The 22195-nt window shown below is 68.1% G+C and carries 23 protein-coding genes and 1 riboswitch; of the genes, 15 read left to right on the top strand and 8 right to left on the bottom strand.

What is annotated here, in order from left to right; genetic code table 11:
- The first annotated feature begins 111 nt into the window (after nt 1–111).
- Nucleotides 112–1119, top strand: coding sequence for a type I glyceraldehyde-3-phosphate dehydrogenase (gap, locus tag Sp245p_RS06835; protein ID WP_109138421.1), 1008 nt, complete (start codon nt 112–114; stop codon nt 1117–1119).
- Between the two features lie 87 nt (nt 1120–1206).
- Here gap and Sp245p_RS06830 read toward each other — a convergent pair whose 3' ends face one another.
- Entirely contained in the window at nt 1207–1551 is a 345-nt protein-coding gene (locus Sp245p_RS06830) for a type II toxin-antitoxin system HicB family antitoxin (RefSeq protein ID WP_014240811.1), read from the bottom strand.
- Between the two features lie 133 nt (nt 1552–1684).
- Here Sp245p_RS06830 and Sp245p_RS06825 point away from each other — a divergent pair, with 133 nt between their 5' ends.
- From Sp245p_RS06825 to Sp245p_RS06795, 7 genes are all read left to right on the top strand, one after another.
- On the top strand, nt 1685–2128 hold the full coding sequence (locus tag Sp245p_RS06825) for a hypothetical protein (RefSeq protein ID WP_014240812.1): 444 nt from the start codon (nt 1685–1687) through the stop codon (nt 2126–2128).
- 87 nt (nt 2129–2215) lie between these two features.
- Nucleotides 2216–2461, top strand: a complete 246-nt coding sequence (locus tag Sp245p_RS06820) for a hypothetical protein (protein ID WP_014240814.1) — start codon at nt 2216–2218, stop codon at nt 2459–2461.
- A gap of 194 nt (nt 2462–2655) precedes the next feature.
- Complete coding sequence (locus Sp245p_RS06815) at nt 2656–3585, top strand: class I fructose-bisphosphate aldolase (protein WP_014240815.1); 930 nt, start codon at nt 2656–2658, stop codon at nt 3583–3585.
- 12 nt (nt 3586–3597) lie between these two features.
- Nucleotides 3598–4236: a thiamine phosphate synthase gene (gene thiE, locus Sp245p_RS06810; RefSeq protein ID WP_014240816.1), complete on the top strand. Its 639-nt coding sequence runs from the start codon at nt 3598–3600 to the stop codon at nt 4234–4236.
- A 19-nt stretch (nt 4237–4255) separates the two neighbouring features.
- Nucleotides 4256–5062 carry a TSUP family transporter gene (locus Sp245p_RS06805; protein ID WP_014240817.1) on the top strand — a complete coding sequence of 269 codons (807 nt, stop codon included), beginning with the start codon at nt 4256–4258 and terminating at the stop codon, nt 5060–5062.
- Between the two features lie 192 nt (nt 5063–5254).
- Entirely contained in the window at nt 5255–6601 is a 1347-nt protein-coding gene (locus Sp245p_RS06800) for an OmpP1/FadL family transporter (protein ID WP_014240818.1), read from the top strand.
- A gap of 123 nt (nt 6602–6724) precedes the next feature.
- Nucleotides 6725–7720, top strand: coding sequence for an MDR family oxidoreductase (locus tag Sp245p_RS06795; RefSeq protein ID WP_014240819.1), 996 nt, complete (start codon nt 6725–6727; stop codon nt 7718–7720).
- 28 nt (nt 7721–7748) lie between these two features.
- On the opposite strand, the gene epmA is transcribed toward Sp245p_RS06795, so the two are convergent.
- The gene (epmA, locus tag Sp245p_RS06790; protein WP_014240820.1) at nt 7749–8801 is read right to left on the bottom strand and encodes an EF-P lysine aminoacylase EpmA; all 1053 of its coding nucleotides are present in this window, start codon (nt 8799–8801) and stop codon (nt 7749–7751) included.
- Nucleotides 8802–8968: 167 nt separating this feature from the next.
- Between epmA and efp the strand changes: the two genes are divergently transcribed.
- From efp to Sp245p_RS06765, 5 genes are all read left to right on the top strand, one after another.
- The gene (gene efp, locus Sp245p_RS06785) at nt 8969–9535 is read left to right on the top strand and encodes an elongation factor P (RefSeq protein WP_014240821.1); all 567 of its coding nucleotides are present in this window, start codon (nt 8969–8971) and stop codon (nt 9533–9535) included.
- Between the two features lie 91 nt (nt 9536–9626).
- On the top strand, nt 9627–10481 hold the full coding sequence (locus Sp245p_RS06780; protein WP_014240822.1) for an inositol monophosphatase family protein: 855 nt from the start codon (nt 9627–9629) through the stop codon (nt 10479–10481).
- A gap of 179 nt (nt 10482–10660) precedes the next feature.
- Nucleotides 10661–11434 carry an OmpA family protein gene (locus tag Sp245p_RS06775; protein ID WP_109138420.1) on the top strand — a complete coding sequence of 258 codons (774 nt, stop codon included), beginning with the start codon at nt 10661–10663 and terminating at the stop codon, nt 11432–11434.
- Nucleotides 11435–11486: 52 nt separating this feature from the next.
- On the top strand, nt 11487–12674 hold the full coding sequence (locus Sp245p_RS06770) for a DNA repair protein RecN (protein WP_014240825.1): 1188 nt from the start codon (nt 11487–11489) through the stop codon (nt 12672–12674).
- A 59-nt stretch (nt 12675–12733) separates the two neighbouring features.
- The gene (locus Sp245p_RS06765; RefSeq protein ID WP_014240826.1) at nt 12734–14053 is read left to right on the top strand and encodes a peptidoglycan -binding protein; all 1320 of its coding nucleotides are present in this window, start codon (nt 12734–12736) and stop codon (nt 14051–14053) included.
- A 146-nt stretch (nt 14054–14199) separates the two neighbouring features.
- Here Sp245p_RS06765 and gcvPB read toward each other — a convergent pair whose 3' ends face one another.
- The 5 genes from gcvPB to Sp245p_RS06740 form a co-directional block, all read right to left on the bottom strand.
- Nucleotides 14200–15762: an aminomethyl-transferring glycine dehydrogenase subunit GcvPB gene (gene gcvPB, locus Sp245p_RS06760; protein WP_420867240.1), complete on the bottom strand. Its 1563-nt coding sequence runs from the start codon at nt 15760–15762 to the stop codon at nt 14200–14202.
- A gap of 5 nt (nt 15763–15767) precedes the next feature.
- Nucleotides 15768–17108, bottom strand: coding sequence for an aminomethyl-transferring glycine dehydrogenase subunit GcvPA (gcvPA, locus tag Sp245p_RS06755; protein ID WP_041811126.1), 1341 nt, complete (start codon nt 17106–17108; stop codon nt 15768–15770).
- Nucleotide 17109: 1 nt separating this feature from the next.
- Nucleotides 17110–17484: a glycine cleavage system protein GcvH gene (gene gcvH, locus Sp245p_RS06750; protein ID WP_014240827.1), complete on the bottom strand. Its 375-nt coding sequence runs from the start codon at nt 17482–17484 to the stop codon at nt 17110–17112.
- 32 nt (nt 17485–17516) lie between these two features.
- Entirely contained in the window at nt 17517–18629 is a 1113-nt protein-coding gene (gene gcvT, locus Sp245p_RS06745; RefSeq protein ID WP_014240828.1) for a glycine cleavage system aminomethyltransferase GcvT, read from the bottom strand.
- Nucleotides 18630–18804: 175 nt separating this feature from the next.
- A riboswitch (glycine riboswitch) is annotated at nt 18805–18918 on the bottom strand.
- 72 nt (nt 18919–18990) lie between these two features.
- Entirely contained in the window at nt 18991–19236 is a 246-nt protein-coding gene (locus tag Sp245p_RS06740; RefSeq protein WP_014240830.1) for a CDGSH iron-sulfur domain-containing protein, read from the bottom strand.
- Nucleotides 19237–19533: 297 nt separating this feature from the next.
- Here Sp245p_RS06740 and Sp245p_RS06735 point away from each other — a divergent pair, with 297 nt between their 5' ends.
- Nucleotides 19534–20361 carry a hypothetical protein gene (locus Sp245p_RS06735; RefSeq protein ID WP_014240831.1) on the top strand — a complete coding sequence of 276 codons (828 nt, stop codon included), beginning with the start codon at nt 19534–19536 and terminating at the stop codon, nt 20359–20361.
- 132 nt (nt 20362–20493) lie between these two features.
- Here the strand turns inward: Sp245p_RS06735 and Sp245p_RS06730 are convergent, their stop codons facing one another.
- The gene (locus Sp245p_RS06730) at nt 20494–20997 is read right to left on the bottom strand and encodes a hypothetical protein (protein ID WP_244439304.1); all 504 of its coding nucleotides are present in this window, start codon (nt 20995–20997) and stop codon (nt 20494–20496) included.
- Between the two features lie 217 nt (nt 20998–21214).
- Between Sp245p_RS06730 and ispH the strand changes: the two genes are divergently transcribed.
- Nucleotides 21215–22195 carry a 4-hydroxy-3-methylbut-2-enyl diphosphate reductase gene (gene ispH, locus Sp245p_RS06725; RefSeq protein WP_014240834.1) on the top strand — a complete coding sequence of 327 codons (981 nt, stop codon included), beginning with the start codon at nt 21215–21217 and terminating at the stop codon, nt 22193–22195.

The following is a 22195-nucleotide window of genomic DNA, read 5'->3' as shown; positions in this document are numbered from 1 at the left end:
CGACGGTCCGGGGCTGACAATTGCCGCCCCGGACCACACATCCGGGGCCGGGAGTTACCGCCCCAAGCCGGATGGTTCGGGGTCGGGGAATGCCAGACTGGAGGAAAAACAATGGCTGTTCGGGTAGCGATCAACGGTTTTGGCCGTATCGGCCGTCTGGTTCTGCGGGCCATCTACGAGAGCGGCCGCAACGACGTGGAGGTCGTGGCGATCAACGACCTGGCCGACCTCAAGGCCAACGCCCACCTGCTGAAGTACGACAGCGTCCACGGCCGCTTCCCCGGCACCGTTGAGGTCAAGGACGGCGCCCTGATCGTCAACGGCCACGCGATCAAGGTCGTGCAGGAGCGTGACCCGGCCAAGCTGCCGTGGAAGGATCTGGGCATCCAGATCGCCATGGAATGCTCGGGCATCTTCACCAAGCGCGCCGACGCCGCCAAGCATCTGGAAGCGGGTGCGGAGAAGGTGCTGATCTCCGCCCCGGCCACCGACGAGGACATCACGGTGGTCTACGGCGTCAACCACGACCAGCTCAAGGCCGATCACCGCATCGTCTCGAACGCCTCGTGCACGACGAACTGCCTGGCCCCGGTGGCCTTCGTGCTGAACAAGCTGATCGGCATCGAGAAGGGCTTCATGACGACGATCCACTCCTACACGGGGGATCAGCGCATCGTCGACACCAACCACAAGGACCTGCACCGCGCCCGCGCCGCGGCGCTGAACATGATCCCGACCTCGACCGGCGCGGCCAAGGCGGTGGGCAAGGTGCTGCCCGAGCTGAAGGGCAAGCTGGACGGCACGGCCATGCGCGTGCCGACGCCCAACGTCTCGGTGGTCGACTTCAAGTTCACCGCCAAGCGCGCCACCTCGGTGGAGGAGATCACCAAGGCGATCGCCGAGGCCGCCAACGGCCCGCTCAAGGGCATCCTGGGTGCCTACACCGAGGATCTGGTCTCCACCGACTTCAACCACGACCCGCACAGCTCGATCTTCGCGCTGAACGAAACCAAGGTCATCGACGGCAACTTCGTCCGCATCATGACCTGGTACGACAACGAGTGGGGCTTCTCCAACCGCATGAGCGACACCGCCGTCGCCATGGCCAACGCCAAGTAAGCCGTCCGCGGCTTGCTGCAAAGAGAAAGGGCGCCCTGAACGGGGCGCCCTTTTTTCATGAGCAGATTGTTGCGACAGCGGTCGCGGTCACCCAGCCTTGACGGCGTTGATTCCCGTGGCCTGCGTCAACTGATCGGCGACCCAGGCGGCGACGCTCTTGCCTTCGCGTTCCGCACAGGTGGCGATGGCGCGGTGGAGCATCGGGTTGACGCGGATGGCGAGCTTGCCGGAATAGGGCTGCTCGGTGTTGCCCGCCATGTCGCAGGCCATCGCCAGATAATCGTCCACGGCCTCGCGGAAGGCCCTGCGCAACTCATCGACCGAGCGGCCGGTGAAGGTGATGCCGTCGCGCGTGTTGATGACGGCGCCGACGAAGATGCCGGCGTCGTTGTCGAAATCGATCTGGGCCTTGTAGCCCTTATAGTCCATCATCGGCGGCGACCCCAGGAGTGCGTAGGTTGGAAGGATAGCCTCGCCTCCGCCCCCGCGGTTTGACCTGCCTCAATTCCCGGAATCGGGCCAAGGGAATGCCTGCCCTGTTTTTCCCGTCATGCCCCCTGCTCCCATGACCGTCCTGCCCCCGCATCTCCGCCCCATCCGCATCCACAGCCTGACCGACGCCGACGCCGCCTGCGCCGCGGCGGCGGACCTCGGCGTTTCCCTTCTGCTGGTCAGCGCGCCCGGTGCGGCGGCCTCCGCCGGGGCCGGCTGGTTTCGCGAGGTTGCCGCCCGCGCCGCCGCCCGGCACCCGTCGGTTGCGATGACCGCGGTGCTCGACTGCGCCGACCGGCCCGGCGATGCCCTGGGCGCGCTGTCCGCCGGAATCGGTGCGATCCTGTTCACCGGGCGCTTGGATGTCGCGGAGCGGCTGGCCGACATCGCCGCGCAGCGCAGCGCCCGCCTGCTGACGACGCTTCCCGAAGCCCTCGACCTGCGCGGTGCCCACGATCCCCGGCGCGTCTGCCGGAATTGGCTGAACGGGCGAAACGAAGGCCATGTCACGGAATAGTCCCAAGGCGATACCGCTTTTTCCCCGAATCCGCACGATCAAAAGTGGTGTATGGTGATTTCATCATCACGATGCGGTACCACCCCCATGACCACGACCACGCCTTTGCGGCCCCAGGCGGACGCCACACCGCTGAAGGGCGAGGACTCCACCCTGCTCCATCCGGAGAGGCCGGACGGGCTTCCGCGCGGCGCGCGCTTTCCCGCGCCTCAGGTGGAGAAGATCCGCGGCGCCCGCCTGCTCGTCGTCTGGGCCGGCTTGGCCGCCGGGGCCTGGGCCGTGGCGGTGGGTGCGGGCTACGGCCTCTACGTCATCGTCCAATCCGTGCTGTGACATAAATGGGCGGGCGGAACGCCGCCGCCCGCCGGCCCTCACCTCGCCCTTTGGCGAAGCCCGAACCCGCCCTCTCGGATTGGCCCTTTTGCCGCCGCGGGAGGCCGCGTTACACCCCTGCCGACGTTGCAAAGAGTCCCGCGCTGGGCTATGAGGGCCGCATTTCCGACAGAAACCCCAAGGGGAAGAGCCAGATGAAGCTCACTCGTCGTGTTAAGGAAATTCTTGCGAACTACGAAAGCGACACCCCGGGCGTCAAGGCCAACCTTGCCCGCATTCTTATGGAAGGCAAGCTGGGCGGCACCGGCAAGCTGGTGATCCTCCCCGTCGACCAGGGCTTCGAGCACGGCCCGGCGCGCAGCTTTGCGCCGAACGAGCCGGGCTACGACCCGCATTACCATTACCAGCTCGCCATCGACGCCGGCTGCAACGCCTACGCGGCCCCGTTGGGGTCACTGGAGGCCGGCGCCTCGACCTTCGCCGGCTCGATCCCGCTGATCCTCAAGATGAACAGCGCCAACAGCCTGTCGCGCCAGAAGGAGGACGCCGACCAGGCGGTCACCGCCTCGGTGCAGGACGCGCTGCGCCTCGGCTGCTCGGCCATCGGCTTCACGATCTACCCCGGCTCGGACGCCATGTACGACCAGTACGAGGAGATCCGCGAGCTGTCGAAGGAGGCCAAGTCGGTCGGCCTGCCCACCGTTCTGTGGTCCTACCCGCGCGGCGGCACGATCTCCAAGGAGGGCGAACTGGCCATCGACGTGATCGGCTACGCCGCCCACATGGCTGCGCTGCTCGGCGCCCACATCATCAAGGTGAAGCTGCCGTCGGCCCATCTGGAGCAGGCGGAGGCCAAGAAGGTCTACGAGTCCAAGAACATCCCGATCGCCACCCAGGCCGACCGCGTCCGCCACATCATGCAGTGCGCCTTCAACGGCCGCCGCATCGTGGTCTTCTCGGGCGGCGCCACCAAGGGCGAGGACGCGGTGTTCGAGGACGCCCGCGCGATCCGCGACGGCGGCGGCAACGGCTCGATCATCGGCCGCAACGCCTTCCAGCGCCCGCGCGAAGACGCTTTGAAGCTGCTCGACCGGATCATGAAGATCTACCAGGGCAAAGAGTAAGGATCGCCTCGGGTGACCGAAACCGCCTGTCGGCTCTACCTCGTGACGCCGCCGGTCCTGGAACCGGCGGCGTTCGCGCCGAAACTGACCGAAGCGCTGGACGCTGGCGATGTCGCCTGCGTCCAGTTGCGTTTGAAGGACTGCTCCGACGACGCCGTGCGCCGGGCCTGCGACGCCCTGCGCCCGATCGCCCAGGACCGCGGTGTGGCCTTCATCCTGAACGACCATCCCGAACTGGCCCGCGAGACTGGCTGCGACGGCGTGCATGTCGGGCAGAAAGACACGCCCTACGCCCAGGCGCGGCGGATCGTCGGAAACGACGCCATCGTCGGCGTGACCTGCCACGACAGCCGCCATCTCGCCATGGAAGCGGGCGAGGCCGGAGCCGATTACGTCGCCTTCGGCGCCTTCTTCCCCACCACCACCAAGGACGCCGAATTCAAGGCGGAGCCGGAGCTGCTCCGGTGGTGGTCGGAGTTGATGGAGGTTCCCTGCGTCGCCATCGGCGGCATCACCCAGGAGAATTGCGGGCCGCTGGTGAGCGCCGGGGCCGATTTCCTGGCCGTGGTCGGCGCCGTGTGGAACCATCCCGATGGGCCGGGTACCGCCGTGAAGGCGTTCAACGCCGCCATCGCCGCGGCCGAAGGGTAACGAAGGCCGCCGCCGGATCATGGACCTCCTTTCCATCGAGACGCTGTCCGCGCTGTTCGCGGTCGGCCTTGTCGCGGGCTTCGTCGACGCCATCGCCGGGGGCGGCGGGCTTCTGACCCTCCCCGCCCTGCTCTGGGCCGGCCTGTCGCCCGCGCAGGCGCTGGCGACGAACAAGCTGCAATCCAGCTTCGGCTCCTTCTCCGCCGCGGTGAAGTTCACCCGCGGCGGCGAGGTGAAGCCGCGCGACATGGCGGTGATGATCGGCTGCACCTTCGCCGGCTCCGCGGCGGGCGCCATCATCGTCCAGATGATCGATCCGGGATTCCTGCGCAACGTCATCCCGGTGCTGCTGATCGGCATCGCCATCTGGCTGCTCGTCTCGCCGAAGGCCGGCGAGATCGACGCGCAGCAGCGCATCGGGGAGCGTGGATTCGCCCTGCTCGCCGGGATGGGGATCGGCTTTTACGACGGCTTCTTCGGGCCGGGCACCGGCACCTTCTTCGCCATCGCCTTCGTCTCGCTGCTCGGCTTCAACCTGCGCAAGGCGACCGCCCACACGAAGGTGCTGAACTTCACCAGCAACATCGCCGCCCTCCTCTTCTTCCTGGCCGGCGGCCAGATCGCCTGGGTAGCCGGACTGCTGATGGGAGTGGGCCAGATGATCGGCGCGCAGATCGGCGCGCACATGGTCATCCGCAACGGCGCCGCCATCGTGCGGCCCATGCTGGTCGTCGCCTCCATCGCCATCACGGCGAAGCTGATCTGGACCGACGCCCAAGGGGTGATCGGCGCCGGCATGGCCATGGTCGCCGGCTGGCTGGGCTGAGCGCCCCCAATATCCCGATTTTCACACCCGCGTCCTCATGCCGCGGCGAATCGACCGTAGCGGGCATTCCCCTCCCCCAAGTACACCCGCGGGCGCATGATTTGTTGGCCCAACATTTTTTCAGCGGGGCCACTTTACGTTAACGTCAATCTGTGTATCATTGCGTCAAATAACGAAATTGGGGAGAAACGCATGTCCAAAGGGTCACTGAAGGGGAATCTGCTCGCCGCCGTCGCCGTTGTCGCCATCGCGGCCCCGCTGCCGGCCGGGGCCGCCGGCTATCTGCTGAAGGAGCAGAGCGCCTCGGGCCAGGGAACCTCCTTCGCGGGCGCCACCGCCAACGGCATGGGCGATGCCACTGGCCTCTTCTTCAACCCCGCGGCCCTGGGGACCATCGAGGGGAATCAGGCGGTCGGCGTGCTGAGCGGCGTGTTCCCGACCTCGAAGACCAGCAACGCCCGCGGCACCCGTGCCACGCGGCTGGGCGGCAGCACCATCCAGGGCACCTCCGACCCCGGAGACATCGGCATGGACGCGGTGATTCCGTCGGGTTATCTGGCCTACACAGTGTCGCCGGACGTGAAGCTGGGCCTCGCCATCACCGCGCCCTGGGGCCTGTCCACCGACTATCCGGAAAGCTGGACCGGCCGTTACCACGGCATCCATTCCAGCCTGCTGACCATCAACATCTCCCCGACCGTGTCCTACCGGCTGATGCCGGACCTGACCATCGCCGGCGGCCTGCAGTTCCAGTACGCCAAGGCCCGTCTGAGCCAGGCCGTGGATTTCGGCTCCATCTTGGCGGCCACCGGCGTTCCCATCGCGCCGGGCTCGCGCGACGGCGTGGGCGAGGTGAAGGGCGACGACTGGGGCGTCGGCTTCACCGCCGGCATGCTGTACGAGCCGGCCAAGGGCACCCGCTTCGGCGTCTCCTACCGCTCCTCCGTCTTCCATGAGCTGGACGGCGATTCGAAGTTCGAGGGCGTTCCCGCGACTCCGGCGCTCCAGGCCAGCTTCGCCGGCTCGCCGGTGCGGGCGAAGGTCGCCACGCCGGACATCATCTCCTTCGGCGCCTACCATGAGCTGACCAGCTCCTTCGCCGTGATGGCCGACGCGCAATGGACCAACTGGTCACGCTTCAAGGAACTGCGCATCCGCTACCGCAACCCACTGCGCACCGACACGGTGACCGACGAGAATTGGGACGATTCCTGGTTCTTCGCGCTGGGCGCCGCCTACAAGTGGAACGAGAAGCTGACCCTGCGCTTCGGCGTGGCCTATGACCAGACCCCGGTCAGCGACCAGTACCGCACGCCGCGCATCCCGGACGAGGACCGTTACTGGGTGTCGATCGGCGCCGGTTACCAAGTCACCGACAACATCCGGACCGACATCGGCTACAGCCACATCTTCGCCAACAAGGCCAAGATCGACCTGCGCGACAACCTGACGGGCAGCGACGCCTTCCGCGGCAACCTGTCCGCCGACTACAAGGCCCACGTGGACGTGATCGCGCTCCAGACCAGGATCACCTTCTGATCCGCACCCCGGTGGAGCGCGCGGGCGCCGCCCGTTCGCTCCACCCTCCCCGCCTCTTGTCCATCACCGCGTCCGTGCTAGGCTTTCCCCCAATCAAGAACCCGACCCGGGAGAGGAATCCGCATGGCCGACACCTTCACCGCCTTCATCATCGAAGACGCCGACGGCAAGCCCAAGGGGGGCTTCAAGCCGCTGAGCCTGACCGACCTGCCCGATCACGACGTGCTGGTCGAGGTCGCCTACTCCACCTTGAACTACAAGGACGGCCTCGCCGTCTCCGGCAAGGGCCGGATCGCCCGCAAATTGCCGATGGTCGCCGGCATCGACCTCGCCGGCACGGTCGTGGAATCGCGCTCCGCCGACTGGAAGGCCGGCGACAAGGTCATCGTCAACGGCTGGGGCCTGTCGGAAACCCAGTGGGGCGGCTACAGCCGGTTCCAGCGCGTGAAGCCGGAATGGCTGATCCGCCTGCCCGACGTCTTCTCGCCGGAGGAGGCGATGGGCATCGGCACCGCCGGCTACACCGCGGCGCTCTGCGTCGACGCTCTGGAGGATTGGGGCACGATCCAGCCCGGCGGCAAGGAGGTTCTGGTCACCGGGGCGGCCGGCGGCGTCGGTTCCGTCGCGGTCGCCCTGCTCACCAAGGCCGGCTACCCGGTCACCGCCTCCACCGGACGGCCCGAGACCCACGAGTACCTGTCCGGCCTGGGCGCCACCGGCTTCATCGACCGCGCCACCCTTCAGGAGAAAGGCCCGCCGCTCCAGAAGGAGCGCTGGGCCGGCGGCGTCGATTCGGTGGGCGGCATCACGCTGGTCAACGCCCTGTCGCAGACCGTCTGGGGCGGCGCCATCGCCGCCTGCGGGCTGGCGGGCAGCGCCGACCTGCCGGGCACGGTGCTGCCGCACATCCTGCGCAGCGTCACGCTGATCGGCGTCGATTCGGTCGCCGCTCCGGCGGCGCGGCGCGAGCGCGCCTGGGCGCGGCTGGCCCGCGACCTCGACAAGGACCACCTGAAGGCGATGTACACGGTGGAGCCGATGTCGAAGCTGCCGGAGTTGGCCGGCCAGATCCTCGACGGTCGGGTGCGCGGCCGCGTGGTGATCGACGTCACCGCCTGAAGACGCCGGTACCGGGTGGCGGGTGGGGTCAGGCCCCCGCCACCGGCAGCCACAGCACCTCGTCGATGCGCTCCGCCCCGCTGCACAGCATGACCAGCCGGTCAAAGCCCAGCGCGATGCCGCTGCATTCCGGCATGCCATGCTCCAGCGCAGCGAGGAAATCCTCGTCCACCGGGAAACGGTCGCCGTAGATGCGCTCCTTCAAATCCATGTCGGCCTCGAAGCGGGCGCGCTGGGCACGGGCGTCGGTCAGCTCGCCGAAGGCGTTGGCGAGTTCCAGGCCGCAGGCGTACAGCTCGAACCGCTCGGCCAGCCGCGGGTCCTCGGGCTTGGGGCGCGACAGGGCGGCCATGCAGACGGGATAGTCGGTGAGCACGCAGGGCACGCCCGCGCCGAGATGCGGCTCGATCCGGTCGAACATAATGCGGAAGACGATGTCCTCCCAGCGGTCGCCGTCGTGCGGAGCGATGCCGATGGCCCGCGCCATGGCGGCCAGCGGGGCCGGGTCGGGATCGTGGCTGCCGTCGAAGGTTTCCAGCAGGTCGATCCCGGCATACTCGCGGAAGGCGTCCTGCACGGTCAGCACCCGCCACTCCTTGAAGGGGTCGCAGGTCATGCCGCGGAAGTCGAATCGCGTCCGCCCGGCGGCGACCGCCGCCTCGCGCACCAAGTCCTCGCAGTCGCGGATCAGCGTCCGGTAGCCCTCCCCCGCCCGGTACCATTCGAGCATGGAGAATTCCGGCGCGTGGGTGGCCGACCGCTCGCCGTTCCGGAAGACGTGGGCGATCTGGTAGATGCGCGGCAGTCCCGCCACCAGCAGCTTCTTCATGGCGAATTCGGGGCTGGTGTGCAGGTGCAGCCGCAGCCGGTCGTCGGGGTGCGGCCCCACCAGTTCCGTCGCGAAGGCCTGGAGGTGCGGCTCCATCCCCGGCGAGACCTGGAGCGCCGGGGTGTCCACCTCCAGGAAGGCGTTCTCCTCGAAGAAGCGGCGGACGGCGCCCAGCACGCGGCCGCGCACGGCCAGATGGGGGCGGCGGCGGGCGAAAGTCTCGGGAGCCCAGGCGGGCGTGACGGGGGACATGATGGCCTTCACTGACGGAGCGATGACGCTGCTTAGCAGAGTGGGAACGGCGGCGAAAATGGACAAAGAAGGCGCAGAACGCCGATTGAGCCCCACCCGGCGTTGCCACCGGCCCGGCAAGCTGCTAGGTTCCGCGCCGCCTGTCTCCTGGAAATCACGAGTATGTCATGAAGGTCAACGCCAACACGATGCGTCCCGGCCATGTGCTGGAGCATAACGGGAAGCTCTGGGTCATCACGAAGACCGCCATCGTCCAGCCCGGCAAGGGCGGCGCCTTCATCCAGCTTGAAATGAAGGATGTGCGCACCGGCAACAAGTCGATCGAGCGCTTCCGCACCCAGGAGACGGTCGAGCGCGCCCGCCTGGACGAGCACGAGATGACCTTCCTGTTCGCCGAAGGCGACAGCTACACCTTCATGGACAAGGAAAGCTACGAGCAGACCGCCATCCCCGGCGAGATCATCGGCGACCAGAAGGTGTTCCTGCAGGACGGCATGGAAGTCACCGTGCAGTCCTTCGAGGGCGCGCCGCTCGGCGTCGAGATCCCCGGCAAGGTCACGCTGCAGATCACCGAGGCCGACCCGGTGGTGAAGGGCCAGACGGCCTCCTCCTCCTACAAGCCGGCGAAGCTGGAAAACGGCGTGTCGATCCTGGTCCCGCCGCACATCGAGTCGGGCACCCGCGTCGTCGTCGACACCCAGACCGGCGAGTATGTCGAGCGCGCCAAGGACTGACCGTCCCGGCTGATTTTCTGCGCACCGGCTCTCGCTTAAGGCAGGGGCCGGTGTATTCTTTTTCCGGTTCCGCACGAGATAAAGCACGCCCATGGCCACCCGCTCCGCCCTTATCAACGTGATGGTCCGCGCCGCCGAAAAGGCGGCCCGCGGCCTTGTCCGCGACTTCGGCGAGGTCGAGCACCTCCAGGTGTCGCGCAAGGGTCCGGCGGACTTCGTGTCCGCCGCCGACATGAAGGCGGAAAAGCTGCTGCGCGAAGAGCTGCAGAAGGCCCGTCCGGATTTCGGCTTCCTCATGGAGGAGACGGGCGCCAGCAAGGGCAGCGACCCGACCGCCCGCTGGATCGTCGACCCGCTGGACGGCACCACCAACTTCCTGCACGGCATCCCGCACTGGGCGATCTCCATCGCCGCGGAGAAGAACGGCGAGATCGTCGCCGGCGTCGTGTACGAGCCGGTGCACGACCAGATGTTCTGGGCTGAGAAGGGCCAGGGCGCCTTCCTGAACCACCAGCGCCTGCGCGTGTCGGAGCGCCGCAACCTCGCCGACGCGGTGATCGCCACCGGCATTCCCTTCAAAGGCCGCGGCGACCATGCCGGCTTCCTGGTGGAGGCCGAGGCCCTGATGAAGGAGGTCGCGGGCATCCGCCGCTTCGGCGCCGCCTCGCTCGACCTCGCCTACGTCGCGGCGGGCCGCTACGACGGCTACTGGGAGCGCGGTCTCGCCCCCTGGGACGCCGCGGCCGGCCAGCTTCTGGTCACCGAGGCCGGCGGCTTCGTCGGCGAGATCGGCGGCGGGCGCAACCCGGTGTTCGGCGGCACGATCCTGGCGGCCAACGCCCACTTCCATCTGCCGATCGCCAAGATCCTGCGCGGTGCGACGGAACGCAAGGTGCGCTCAGCCCCCGCCGGGACGGCCGGTGCGGCGGACGCCGGTCAGGGCTGACCTCCGGCCGAGCCATAAGCCCTTCATGACGTTGGGGTAGCGAGGGCCGCGCTTTGGTGGGGAAACACGCCGCGCGGCCCAAAGGGCGTTGTCCCTACGCCGATCGAAGGGCTATGGTACCAACGCTTTTCCGTGTCACTGGGAACAACGCGCTGGTCACCATGAGGATTGTCGGACGCATGAGCCGTTCTCCGAACGCGCCCGCCGGGCGGTCGGTACCCCCACGCGTCCTCTCCGCCGCCGCGGCCGTGGCTCTGTCCCTGGCGGTGACCGCCTGCTCCTCGCCGGGCACAGCGCCGCCCCCGACCAGCACCGCCGCCCCGGCCCCGGCCAACGCCGCCAATGCGGGTGGCCTGACGCTGGAGAACGCGCAGCCGTTGCCGATCCCGCCGCGGCCCGACATCTTCCCGCCGCCGGCCCCGCCGGCCCCGCCCGTCTTCAAGGCCCCGACCCTGATGACGGCGCCGGATCTGCCGCAGATTTCCGTGGGCGCCAGCCCGCCCCCGCCGGCCATGCCGGAAGGCGCGCCGCCGGTGCCGGCCGCGAACCGGCCGGCGGCATCGCCGCCTCCCGACCGGACGCAGACCGCCGCCCTGCCGCCGCCGACTCCGAAGGCGCCCGCGGCGCCCGCCTTGCCCCGGATGGAGCCGCTGACCGTGCTGTTCGACGGCACCGCCACCGCCTTGCCCGAACCGGCCCAGACCCGTCTGAACGCCATCGCGGAGCGCATGAACGCCAACCCGCAGCTTCGCCTGCAGATCCGCTCCTACGCCAGCGGCACGCCGGAGACGGCGCGCGAGGCGCGGCAGCTGTCGCTGGCCCGCGCCTTGGCCGTCCGCGAACGGCTGGGGACCGCCGGCATCGCCAGCACGCGCGTCGACATCCGCGCGATGGGCATGGAGGCGGCTGGCGGCGCGCCGGACCGGCTGGACGTCGAGTTCCTGAATCAGTGAGCTGTTCTCTGTAAGCCGTACCGCCTGCCCCCTTCCCTGGACGAGAGTGCCCATGGCCGCCATCGCCCCGTCGTCCCACCCTCTTGAGGAGCCTTCCCCGATGACGCGCCCGGAGCGCTTCCTGACACGGATGATCCTCTTCCTGGTGGTCGTGGGAAGCGTGACGGCCCTGCTGTTCCCGGCCCTGCGCGCCGCTTTCATGAACAACCCGGCGCTGAACGGGCTGATCCTCGGCACGCTGCTCGCCGGCATCCTGTTCATCTTCCGCCAGGTTCTGATGCTGCGGCCCGAGGTGGCGTGGCTGGAGCATTTCCAGTCCGGCAACCCCGCCGTCGCCGCGCCGGAGCCGGTGCTGCTCGCCCCGATGGCGCGCATGCTGCGGGAACGGCGCGGCCGGCTGACCCTGTCGGCGCTGTCGATGCGCTCGCTGCTCGACGGCATCGCCTCGCGGCTGGACGAGTCGCGGGAGCTGTCGCGCTATCTGATCGGTCTGCTGATCTTCCTCGGCCTGCTCGGCACCTTCTGGGGCCTGCTGCACACGGTGCAGTCGGTCGGCTCGGTGATCGGCGGGCTGTCGGTGCAGGGCGGCGACGTCGGGGCGATGTTCAGCAACCTCCAGCACGGGCTGGAGGCGCCGCTGACCGGGATGGGCACGGCCTTCAGTTCCTCGCTGTTCGGTCTGGCGGGCTCACTGGTGCTGGGCTTCCTGGAGCTTCAGGCCAGCCAGGCGCACAACCGCTTCTTCCAGGATGTCGAGGACTGGCTGTCCGGCGCCACCCGCCTATCGAGCGGAGCCGGCGGCAGCCTGGAGACCGGCGACCAGTCGATGCCCGCCTATCTGACGGCGCTCCTGGAGCAGACGGCGGAAAACCTCGACTCGCTGCAGCGCACCGTCGCCACCGCCGAGGAGGGCCGCCGCTCGGCCAACGCCAACCTGATGGCCCTGACCGAACGGCTGAGCACCCTGACCGACCAGATGCGCGCCGAACAGCAGCTCCTCCTGCGGCTCGGCGAGAGCCAGCTTGAGATGAAGGGACTGCTCGACCGGCTGTCCGACGCGGCGATCGGCGGCTTCGACGACGCCTCGCGCCAGCATCTGCGCAACATGGACATCTACCTCGCCCGCATGGTCGAGGAGTCGTCCACCGGCCGGGTCCAGGCGGTGCAGGAGATCCGCAGCGAGATCAAGCTGCTGGCCCGCACCATCGCCGCCCTGGCCGAGGAATCGGAACAGCGCTGACCTGTCTCCCCTCTTCCGCGGCGGGAGAGGGGTTGCAATCGCCGGAGGGACACCCCGCCATGCCCAGCATCAGCCGCCGCAACGGCCACCGCGAGGCCAGCGCATGGCCCGGATGGGTGGACGCGCTGTCGTCCCTCGTCATGGTGGTCATCTTCCTGCTGATGATCTTCGTCGTCGCCCAGTTCTACATGGCGACCGCCCTGACCGGGCGTGACGAGCAGCTCGGCAGCCTGAACCGCAAGGTGGCGGAGCTGAACGACCTGCTGGCTCTGGAGCGGGACGCCAACGCCGACCTGCGCATCAACGTCGCCCAGCTCTCCGCGGAGCTTCAGGGCTCCGTCGCGGCGCGGGACACCATGACCGGCCGCATCGCCACGCTGCAGGGCGACCTCGACCACGCCACCCGCGCGGCGGAGGAGTTGCAGCGCACAATCCGCGCCGACAAGGAAACCATCGAGCTGAAGCTGGCCGAGGCCGCCAGCCTCCAGGCCGACCTGAAGGCGCTGCGCGAGGCCCGGACCAAGTTGGAAGGCGAACTGGCCGCCGCCGCCGCGCAACAGCGCTTGACCGAGGAGCAGCGCCAAGCCCTGTTGGCCGAGCTGGGCGGGGAGCGCGACCGCTCCAAGGCGCTGGAAACGCGGCTCGCCAGCGCCGATGAGAAGACGATGCTCGCGCAGAAGGACATCGAGAAGCGCGACATCCGAATCACTGAGCTGATGACCTCCCTATCCGCCGAGCAAGGCGCGACCGGCAAGGCGAACGAGCAGGTCGACCTGCTGAACCGGCAGATGGCCGCCCTGCGCGAGCAGCTCGCCCGCATCGGCGCTGTGCTGGAGATCTCGGAGAAGAAGGCGGAGGAGCAGCAGGTCCAGATCGCCGAACTCGGCTCGCGGCTGAACCAGGCGCTGGCCGCCAAGGTGCAGGACCTCGCCCGCTACCGCTCGGAGTTCTTCGGGCGGGTAAGGGAGGCTCTGGGCAACCGGCCCGACGTGCGCATCGTCGGCGACCGCTTCGTCTTCCAGTCGGAGCTTCTGTTCCCCTCCGGCTCCGCGACTCTGGAGGAGGCCGGCAAGCAACGGCTGGCGGAACTGGCGCGCACGCTGATCGAGATCGGCCGGACCATCCCTCCGGACATCAACTGGGTGCTGCGGGTGGACGGCCACACCGACGCGCGCCCGGTGCGCATCCAGTTCGCCTCGAACTGGGAGCTGTCGGCAGCGCGCGCGATCTCGGTCGTGAAGTACCTGATCGACCAGGGGATTCCGGCGGGCCGTCTGGCCGCCGCCGGGTTCGGCGAGTATCAGCCGCTCGACCCCGGCACCAGCGACGACGCGCTGGCCCGCAACCGGCGCATCGAGGTGAAGCTGGATCAGCGGTGAGGGGCGCGTTGCCCCCCACCGCGCTTGCCTGTTGCCCCCACCCTTCCCATGCTTCGCACGGGCCCCTTCCCTCCCCCGCTGCGCAGGGGAGGGAGTTTTATCCCCTCCCCTGCGCAGCGGGGGAGGGTTAGGGAGGGGGCAAAGCTCTACTCCGCCGCGACCTTTTCCGGCTCCACCGCAGGGCTCCACCGCAGCACCGGCTTGCGCGCCGCGGCGGTCTCGTCGAGGCGGCGGCGCGGGGTCAGGCGCGGGGCGCCCTGGAAATAGGCCACGTCGCCGGACTTGGCCCGCTCCGCCAGGGCGCGCAGGGCGGTGACGAACTGGTCCAGGCTGGCTTTCGACTCGGTCTCGGTCGGCTCGATCAGCAGGGCGCCGTGCACGACCAGCGGGAAGTACATGGTCATCGGGTGGAAGCCCTCGTCGATCAGCGCCTTGGCGATGTCGAGCGTGGTCACCCCCGTCCCCTTCAGGAAGCGGTCGTCGAACAGGCATTCGTGCATGCACGGCCCCTCGAACGAGGGCGTCATCACGTCCTGAAGGCGGGCCAGCAGGTAGTTCGCGTTCAGCACCGCGTCGTTCGCCACCTGCCGCAGACCGTCGGCGCCGTGGCTCATCATGTAGGCGAGCGCGCGGACGAACATGCCCATCTGGCCGTGGAACGCCTTCATCCGCCCAAAGGCCGGGCCGTCGCCGGCCTGCTCGACCAGACGGAAGGCGCCGTCCTTGTCCTGCACCACGTAGGGCACCGGGACGAAGGGGGCCAGCGACTCCGCGAAGACCACCGGGCCGGAGCCCGGACCGCCGCCGCCATGCGGGGTGGAGAAGGTCTTGTGAAGGTTGATGTGCATCACGTCGATGCCGAGGTCGGCCGGGCGCACCCGCCCGACGATGGCGTTGAAGTTGGCGCCGTCGCAGTAGAAATAGGCGCCCGCCGCGTGCACTGCCTCGGCGATGGTGATGATGTCCCGCTCGAACAGGCCGCAGGTGTTCGGATTGGTCAGCATGAGGCCGGCGACGTCGGGGCCGAGCTTGGCCTTCAACGCCTCCAGATCGACGCGCCCGTCCTCGGTCGCCGGGATCGCCTCGACGGCGTAGCCGCAGGCGGCGGCGGTCGCCGGGTTGGTGCCGTGGGCGCTTTCCGGGACGAGGATCTTGGTGCGGCCCTTATCCCCCTTGGCGTCATGGGCGGAGCGGATCGCCATGATGCCGCACATCTCGCCGTGCGCGCCCGCCGCCGGGGCCAGCGTCACCGCCGCCATGCCGGTCAGCGTGGCGAGCCAGCGGCCCAGCTCCGCCATCAGTTCCAAGGCACCCTGCACCGTGCTTTCGGGCTGGAGCGGGTGCACATCGGCGAAGCCCGGCAACCGTGCCATCTTCTCGTTCAGGCGCGGGTTGTGCTTCATCGTGCAGGAGCCCAGCGGATACAGGCCGCTGTCGATGGCGTAGTTCTTCTGCGACAGGCGGGTGTAGTGGCGGACCACCTGCGGTTCGGCAAGGCCCGGCAGGCCGATCCGGCCGCGCGGCTTGACGGCACCCAGGCGCGACGCCACCGCCGGAACCTCCGGCAAGTCGACGCCGCACCGCCCGACGCTGTCCTGTTCGAAGATCAACGGCTCCTCGATCTGGAGGCCGCGGTTGCCGGTGACGGTCTGCGGAACGGCGCTGTCAGAGCCTTCGGCGAGGCCGGTCGGGCGACCTTGGTTGTTCATGCTCATCACAGAACCTCGGCGAGGGCGGTGGCGAAGGCGTCCATGTCGGACTCGGTGTTGGTCTCGGTGGCGGCCACGATCAGCAGGTCGTCGAGCCCGCCGCCGAACAGGCGGGAGGCCGGAACGCCGCCCAGGATGCCGCGTTGCGCCAGAGCTTCCACGACCTCCGCGGCCGGCTTCGGCAGCTTGACGGTGAATTCGTTGAAGAAGCTGTCGTTGACGATCTCGACACCCGTCACCGCGGCCAGCTTGTCGGCCAGTTGAACGGCCTTGGCGTGGTTGATCTCGGCAAGCCGGGTGAAGCCCTCCTCCCCCAGCAGGCTGAGGTGGATGGAGAAGGCCAGCGCGCACAGGCCGGAGTTGGTGCAGATGTTCGAGGTCGCCTTCTCGCGGCGGATGTGCTGCTCGCGGGTGGAGAGCGTCAGCACGAAGCCGCGCCGCCCGTCGGCGTCCACCGTCTGGCCGCAGAGGCGGCCCGGCATCTGGCGGACCAGCTTCTCCTTCACCGCGAACAGCCCGACATAGGGGCCGCCGAAGTTCAGCGCGTTGCCCAGCGACTGCCCCTCAGCCGCCACGATGTCCGCGCCCATATCGCCCGGCGGGGTCAGCAGGCCGAGCGACACGGCCTCCGTCACCACGACGATCAGCAGGGCGCCCTTGGCTTGGCAGGCCTTGCCCAGCTCGGTGTAGTCACGGACATGGCCAAACACGTCCGGGTTCTGCACGACGACACAGGAGGTGTCGCCGTCGACCGCGGCCAGCAGGTCCTCGCCGCCCGTCGGGGCCGGCGGCATCACCACCGTCTCGAAGCCGATGAAGCGGGCGTCGGTCGTCGTCGTGTCGCGGTAATGCGGGTGCAAACCACCGGACAGCACGGCCTTCTTCCGGCGGGTGACGCGGTTGGCCATCATCACGGCTTCCGCGCAGGCGGTGGCGCCGTCGTACATGGAGGCGTTGGCGACGTCCATGCCGGTCAGCAGCGAGACCTGGGTCTGGAACTCGAACAGGACCTGCAGCGTGCCCTGGCTCACCTCCGGCTGGTACGGGGTGTAGGCGGTCAGGAACTCGCCGCGCTGCACCAGATGGTCCACCGTCGCCGGGATGTGGTGGCGGTAGGCGCCGGCGCCGAGGAAGCTCGGCACGCTGCCGGCGGGCAGGTTCTTCCCCGCCATCGCCGACAGGGCGCGATCGACTTCAAGCTCGCCCATATGGTTGGACAGCCCCTCGATCGGGCCGGAGAGGCGGGCCGCCTCGGGCACGTCGCGGAACAGCTCGTCCACCGACGGCACGCCGATGGCCTCCAGCATGGAGCGCCGGTCGGCCTCGGTCAGGGGCAGATAACGCATCTCAGGCTTGCCCTTCCACGAAGGCCTTGTAGGCGGCTTCGTCCATCAGCCCGTCCAGCTCCGATGGGTTGCTGAGGCGAAGCTTGAAGAACCAGCCGGTGGTCTCGGCCCCGGCGTTGACCAGCGACGGGTCGTTCTCCAGATCGGCGTTGGCCTCGATCACCTCGCCGGAGACCGGGGCGAAGACGTCGCTGGCGGCCTTCACCGACTCCACGACGGCGGCTTCCTTGCCCTGGGCGAGCTGGCGGCCGACGTCCGGCAGCTCGACGAACACGACGTCGCCGAGCTGGTGCTGGGCGTGGTCGCTGACGCCGACGGTGCCGACATCGCCCTCGACGCGGACCCACTCATGGTCCTTGGTGTACTTGATGGTCATGATTGTCCCCTGTTCATTCGGTGTTTGTTTGGTCAGCCGCGGTAGTAGCGCTGCGGCACGAAGGGCATGGCGGCGACCTTGGCGGCCAGCGGCTTGCCGCGGACCATGAGCTGCACCGGCGTGCCCACGGCGGCGTGCGCGCGGTCCACATAGCCCATGGCGACCGGGGCCGAGGCGGTGGGGCCGAAGCCGCCGCTGGTCACCTCGCCGATCTTTTGTCCGTCCGCGTCGCAGACGTCGGTGTGCTCGCGGGCCGGCTGGCGGCCTTCCGGCTGCAGGCCGACACGGCGGCGCGGGGCGCCGTTGGCGAGCTGGTCCTTGATGATGGCGTAGCCGGGAAAGCCACCCTCCTCCCGGCGGCGCTTGGACAGCGCCCATTCCAGCCCGGATTCGACCGGAGTCGTCGTTTCGTCGATGTCGTGGCCGTAGAGGCAGAGGCCGGCCTCCAGCCGCAGCGAATCGCGGGCACCCAGCCCGATGGCCTCGACCTCGTCCTCGGCCAGCAGGGCGCGGGCGATGGTCTCGGCGTCGGACTTGTCGCAGGAAATCTCGTAGCCGTCCTCGCCCGTGTAGCCGGAGCGGGTGATGATGACCGGGATGCCGTCGAAGGTGGTCGGCAGGTAGCTCATGAACTTCATGGTGGCCGCTTCGGGGATGAAACGCCCGAGCACCGCCGCGGCCTCCGGCCCTTGCAGCGCCATCAGGGCGAGGTCGTCCAGCAGCTCCACCTCGGCCTTGCCCTTCAGGCGCTCGCGCATGTGGGCGACGTCGTGGTCCTTGCGGGCGGCGTTGACGACCAGGAACAGGTGGTCGCCGGCGTTGGTGACCATCAGGTCGTCCAGGATGCCGCCCTGCTCGTTCAGGAACAGGGTGTAGCGCATGCGCCCGCGGGCCAGCCCCTTGATGTCGCCGGGAACCAGCGACTCCAGCGCGGCGGCCGGGTCTTCGCCGGTCAGGCGCACCTGCCCCATGTGCGACACGTCGAACAGCCCGGCCTTGGCGCGGGTGTGCTGGTGTTCCTTGAGGATGCCGAGCGGGTACTGCACCGGCATGTCGTAGCCGGCGAAGGGCACCATCTTGCCCTTCAGCTCCAGATGGAGGCTGTGCAGCGGCGTTGTCTTGAGGGACTCAGAAGCCTCGGTCACGCGGGTCCTCCGACATAGGGTCGCACAACCCGCGCCGGGATTGGCGCGAGTCCTGCCCCCTCTGTCCTGGACCTGAGAGATTCACCGGCGAGGTCCAACCCTCAACGACCGGTTTACTCCTTCGGTGAGCCGTTCCCCGCGATGCGCGGACCGGGCTGCTTTCCAGAGTTGCCTTATCCCCCTTGCGGTCCTTTTGCCTGAGAGTTTCCGGGGCGGTTGCTCCTTCGGCGCCATTGCCCGGCATCCGGCTTTCCGGTGGCCGGGCAATGATCTCTCCCGCGAGGGATCGTCGGCTTGTGCCGTTTAACCTACCGGGACCTTTGCGAATGTCAATCGGGGTTCGCCGGGGTCCCGGCAACGCTCACGTCAGGTCCAGATGGCTGCCATCGCAGAAGGGCGGCTTCTTGGTCGCCTTGCAGCCGCAGAAGCGCGCCTTCATGGAGGTGGCGGGGGCGAACTTCATCGGCTCCAGCCCGGTGCCGGCGTGGCTGCCGTCGCACAGCGGCTGCTTGGCGCTGCGCCCGCAGCGGCACCACCAGTAGGTCTTGCCGGCTTCCAGCTCAATGACGATGGGTTCCTTGGTCGCGGCGACCGGTGCGCTGGGCATGGGCCTTCTCCTTCGAGCGCTGATTTCTGTGCGCGTCATCGAAGGCTAACCGACCCGGGACACAACGCAAGTGTCCTTCGCTCCGCATCGCTTCAGCCATTTGCCAGCCACCTGCAAGCGAATCGGACATGGGATGAGCCCGCCTCACGCGCAGCATGTCAAGGAATTTAATCTAAAATTTCGAGGATTATAGTCTTCATTGTTCAGTAATAGGATGATAGTCCTTCACTCGTCCGCAGCGAGATCCCCTGCCGAACCGCCCCTCGCCGCGCCACCAAATTCGCCAAGGAGCGTTCCATGTCCGTCCAGACTTTCAACCCGACCGATCTGTCGCAGAGCACCGCCAACTGGGCCGTCGCCCAGCGCATCGTCGGCCCCTTCGCCCCACACGCCCAGGTGTCGCCCGACCTGACCATCGCGCTCGACCCCGGCTACCTGCTGAACGGCACGACCCTGACCGAGGTGAAGGCACAGGTCGTCGGCCCCTTCGCGCCTCCGGCGTCGGGCTTCCGCATCGACCGCGTGGTGGTGGACCGCACGACAGGCACCGCCAGCGTCGTGGCCGGCACCGCCAACAGCCTGACCCCGCCGACCATCCCCTCCGGCAAGCTTCCCGTTGCGCGCGTGTTCCTGGACAGCACCACCGTAACGATCAGCAACGAAGCCATCGCGGACGAACGTGCCCTGTTCGACCAGATGCACGAGAACCCAAAGGTGTATTGCCGTGCGCACTTGGGCGGCACCGACCAGACCGGCATCGCAGCCAACAGCTGGACAAAAGTCAATCTTTCCAGCGTCGACTTCAACGATGGCAATGGATTCGATGTGGCCAACAAATGGTTCAAACCGTCGGTTTCCGGTTATTACCGCATCCGCGCCCAAACAAATGTGGCGATTGCCTCCGGACACAACTACGGCGTCATGATTTATAAAAATGGAGTGGGCGGGGCATATTGGGGTGGGTCTGCCTCCATGCAAACCGGTCATACAGCAGCGGTCGAAGACATTCTCTATCTGAATGGCAGCACTGACTACGTCGAAATGTACGCCGTCAACAGCAACGCTGCGACCACATTCTATGGAAATAAGAACGCGACATTTCTGGTCGCATCCTTTCTAGGCTGAAAGCGCAATGACACAGTGATTAGATCTTATCCAGCAAAGCTGGATTCTTCAAATGTGCAAGGCAAGTTCCATTTGAAGTGATAAGACAGGCAACGCCCGCCCGGGGCGGGCGTTGCCGCCATCCCTTCGACATTACTGCTTCATCTGCGCCCGGTTGAAGGCGAGCTGTTCCGGCGTCAGCTGGAAGCCCAGGAAAATTTTCCAATCCTTGCCGTTGGCGTCCTTGGGCAGCGGAATCTTCGGGGCCAGTTCCTCGCGGCTGCCGGAGCGGAGCTTGCCAGCATCGAAGGTGACGGAGGTGTCGAACTCCGTCTTGGTGGTCGGCGCCTCCTCGCCCGGCTTGGCGACGGCGACGAAATAGCGGTAGTTCGCCGTGTTGCCCTGCATGGCCGGCCCGCGCTCCGCGATCAGGAAGACGTTCACGTTCACCGTGACGCCGTCGCTGGTGTAGTCGCAATTGCCGGAATAGTCGGCCAGCGCCGCGCGGGAGGTCACGTCCGTCAGGTCGCGCCCGCCGCCGTTGCGGAACTGGGTGACCTCCGCCAGATCGCGGACGATGGACACCTTCGGACAGGCCAGGGCCGCGTCCGCCGCGGTGTTCGATCCGCCCCCGAGTCCAGAGCAGCCGGTGAGCACCAGAACACCGAGACTCGCGAATGCAAGCGCCCGCGGGCTTTTCCGGGCGGGGGTTCCTATATTACGGTCGCGGCGGCGGTCCATCGGTCTGGCCTAACGGTTGGAAGGGTGTGTTCTGCCACGACTTTAGAGAAGCGGTGGGGCCGGCACAAGGCCACGCCGCCGCTGCGACGAACGAACCCTTACACCCCTTTTTCGAGACACCGGAACGACGCGCATGACCCAGACGCCCCTGACCATCCTGCTCGCAGCCCCCCGTGGCTTCTGCGCCGGCGTGGACCGCGCGATCCAGATCGTGGAGGTGGCGCTGGAGCGGTTCGGCGCCCCCGTCTATGTCCGGCACGAGATCGTCCACAATCGATTCGTGGTGCAGAGCCTGGAGGCCAAGGGCGCCATCTTCGTGGACGAGCTGGATCAGGTCCCCGACGGCGTGCCGGTGGTCTTCTCCGCCCACGGCGTGCCGAAGTCGGTCCCGGCGGCGGCGGAGCAGCGCGGCCTGTTCTACCTCGACGCCACCTGCCCGCTGGTCAGCAAGGTGCACCGCGAGGCCGAGCGCCACTTCAACGAGGGGCGCCAGATCGTCCTGATCGGCCACGCCGGCCATCCGGAGGTGATCGGCACCATGGGCCAACTACCCCCGGGCGCCGTGGTGCTGGTGGAGACGGTGGAGGATGTGGCGACGGTCCAAGTGGACGACCCGGAGAACCTCGCCTACGCCACCCAGACCACCCTGTCGGTGGACGAGACGGCGAGTATTGTCGCCGCCCTCCAGGCCCGCTTCCCGTCCATCGGCGGACCGAAGAAGGAGGACATCTGCTACGCCACCACCAACCGCCAGCAGGCGGTGAAGGCCATCGCGCCGAAGGTGGATGCCCTCTTGGTACTAGGCGCGCCGAACTCCTCCAACTCCAAGCGGCTGGTCGAGGTGGCGAAGATTCACGGCTGCCAGCGCGCCCAGCTCGTCCAGCGCGCGGCGGACATCGACTGGTCGGCGCTCGACGGAGTCGCCACGCTGGGCATCACCGCCGGAGCGTCGGCCCCCGAAGTGCTGGTGGAGGAGGTCATGGAGGCCGCCCGCGCCCGCTACGCCGTGACGGTGGAGGAGCTGCGCACCGCCTTCGAGGACATCACCTTCAAGCTGCCGAAGCCGCTGCTGGACGGCGGCGCCCCTTCCCGTCCGGTCCCGGCAGACGCATAA

The sequence above is a fragment of the Azospirillum baldaniorum genome (genome assembly GCF_003119195.2).
In the GTDB taxonomy this organism is placed as follows: Bacteria; Pseudomonadota; Alphaproteobacteria; order Azospirillales; family Azospirillaceae; genus Azospirillum; species Azospirillum baldaniorum.
Note: the sequence above shows the minus strand (reverse complement) of the source record. Positions and strands in the feature narration are given on the sequence as shown.

Coding starts and splice junctions, on each gene's coding strand:
- gcvPA (WP_041811126.1), bottom strand. CDS start 17,108: ATGCGTTATCTGCCCCTGACCGAGGCCGACCGGCGCTCCATGCTGGAG.
- Sp245p_RS06765 (WP_014240826.1), top strand. CDS start 12,734: ATGCCCAGCATCAGCCGCCGCAACGGCCACCGCGAGGCCAGCGCATGG.
- gcvPB (WP_420867240.1), bottom strand. CDS start 15,762: ATGAACAACCAAGGTCGCCCGACCGGCCTCGCCGAAGGCTCTGACAGC.
- efp (WP_014240821.1), top strand. CDS start 8,969: ATGAAGGTCAACGCCAACACGATGCGTCCCGGCCATGTGCTGGAGCAT.
- epmA (WP_014240820.1), bottom strand. CDS start 8,801: ATGTCCCCCGTCACGCCCGCCTGGGCTCCCGAGACTTTCGCCCGCCGC.
- Sp245p_RS06775 (WP_109138420.1), top strand. CDS start 10,661: ATGAGCCGTTCTCCGAACGCGCCCGCCGGGCGGTCGGTACCCCCACGC.
- Sp245p_RS06815 (WP_014240815.1), top strand. CDS start 2,656: ATGAAGCTCACTCGTCGTGTTAAGGAAATTCTTGCGAACTACGAAAGC.
- Sp245p_RS06830 (WP_014240811.1), bottom strand. CDS start 1,551: ATGATGGACTATAAGGGCTACAAGGCCCAGATCGATTTCGACAACGAC.
- gcvH (WP_014240827.1), bottom strand. CDS start 17,484: ATGACCATCAAGTACACCAAGGACCATGAGTGGGTCCGCGTCGAGGGC.
- Sp245p_RS06735 (WP_014240831.1), top strand. CDS start 19,534: ATGTCCGTCCAGACTTTCAACCCGACCGATCTGTCGCAGAGCACCGCC.
- Sp245p_RS06800 (WP_014240818.1), top strand. CDS start 5,255: ATGTCCAAAGGGTCACTGAAGGGGAATCTGCTCGCCGCCGTCGCCGTT.
- ispH (WP_014240834.1), top strand. CDS start 21,215: ATGACCCAGACGCCCCTGACCATCCTGCTCGCAGCCCCCCGTGGCTTC.
- Sp245p_RS06770 (WP_014240825.1), top strand. CDS start 11,487: ATGGCCGCCATCGCCCCGTCGTCCCACCCTCTTGAGGAGCCTTCCCCG.
- Sp245p_RS06805 (WP_014240817.1), top strand. CDS start 4,256: ATGGACCTCCTTTCCATCGAGACGCTGTCCGCGCTGTTCGCGGTCGGC.
- Sp245p_RS06820 (WP_014240814.1), top strand. CDS start 2,216: ATGACCACGACCACGCCTTTGCGGCCCCAGGCGGACGCCACACCGCTG.
- gap (WP_109138421.1), top strand. CDS start 112: ATGGCTGTTCGGGTAGCGATCAACGGTTTTGGCCGTATCGGCCGTCTG.
- Sp245p_RS06780 (WP_014240822.1), top strand. CDS start 9,627: ATGGCCACCCGCTCCGCCCTTATCAACGTGATGGTCCGCGCCGCCGAA.
- Sp245p_RS06825 (WP_014240812.1), top strand. CDS start 1,685: ATGACCGTCCTGCCCCCGCATCTCCGCCCCATCCGCATCCACAGCCTG.
- Sp245p_RS06740 (WP_014240830.1), bottom strand. CDS start 19,236: ATGCCCAGCGCACCGGTCGCCGCGACCAAGGAACCCATCGTCATTGAG.
- Sp245p_RS06795 (WP_014240819.1), top strand. CDS start 6,725: ATGGCCGACACCTTCACCGCCTTCATCATCGAAGACGCCGACGGCAAG.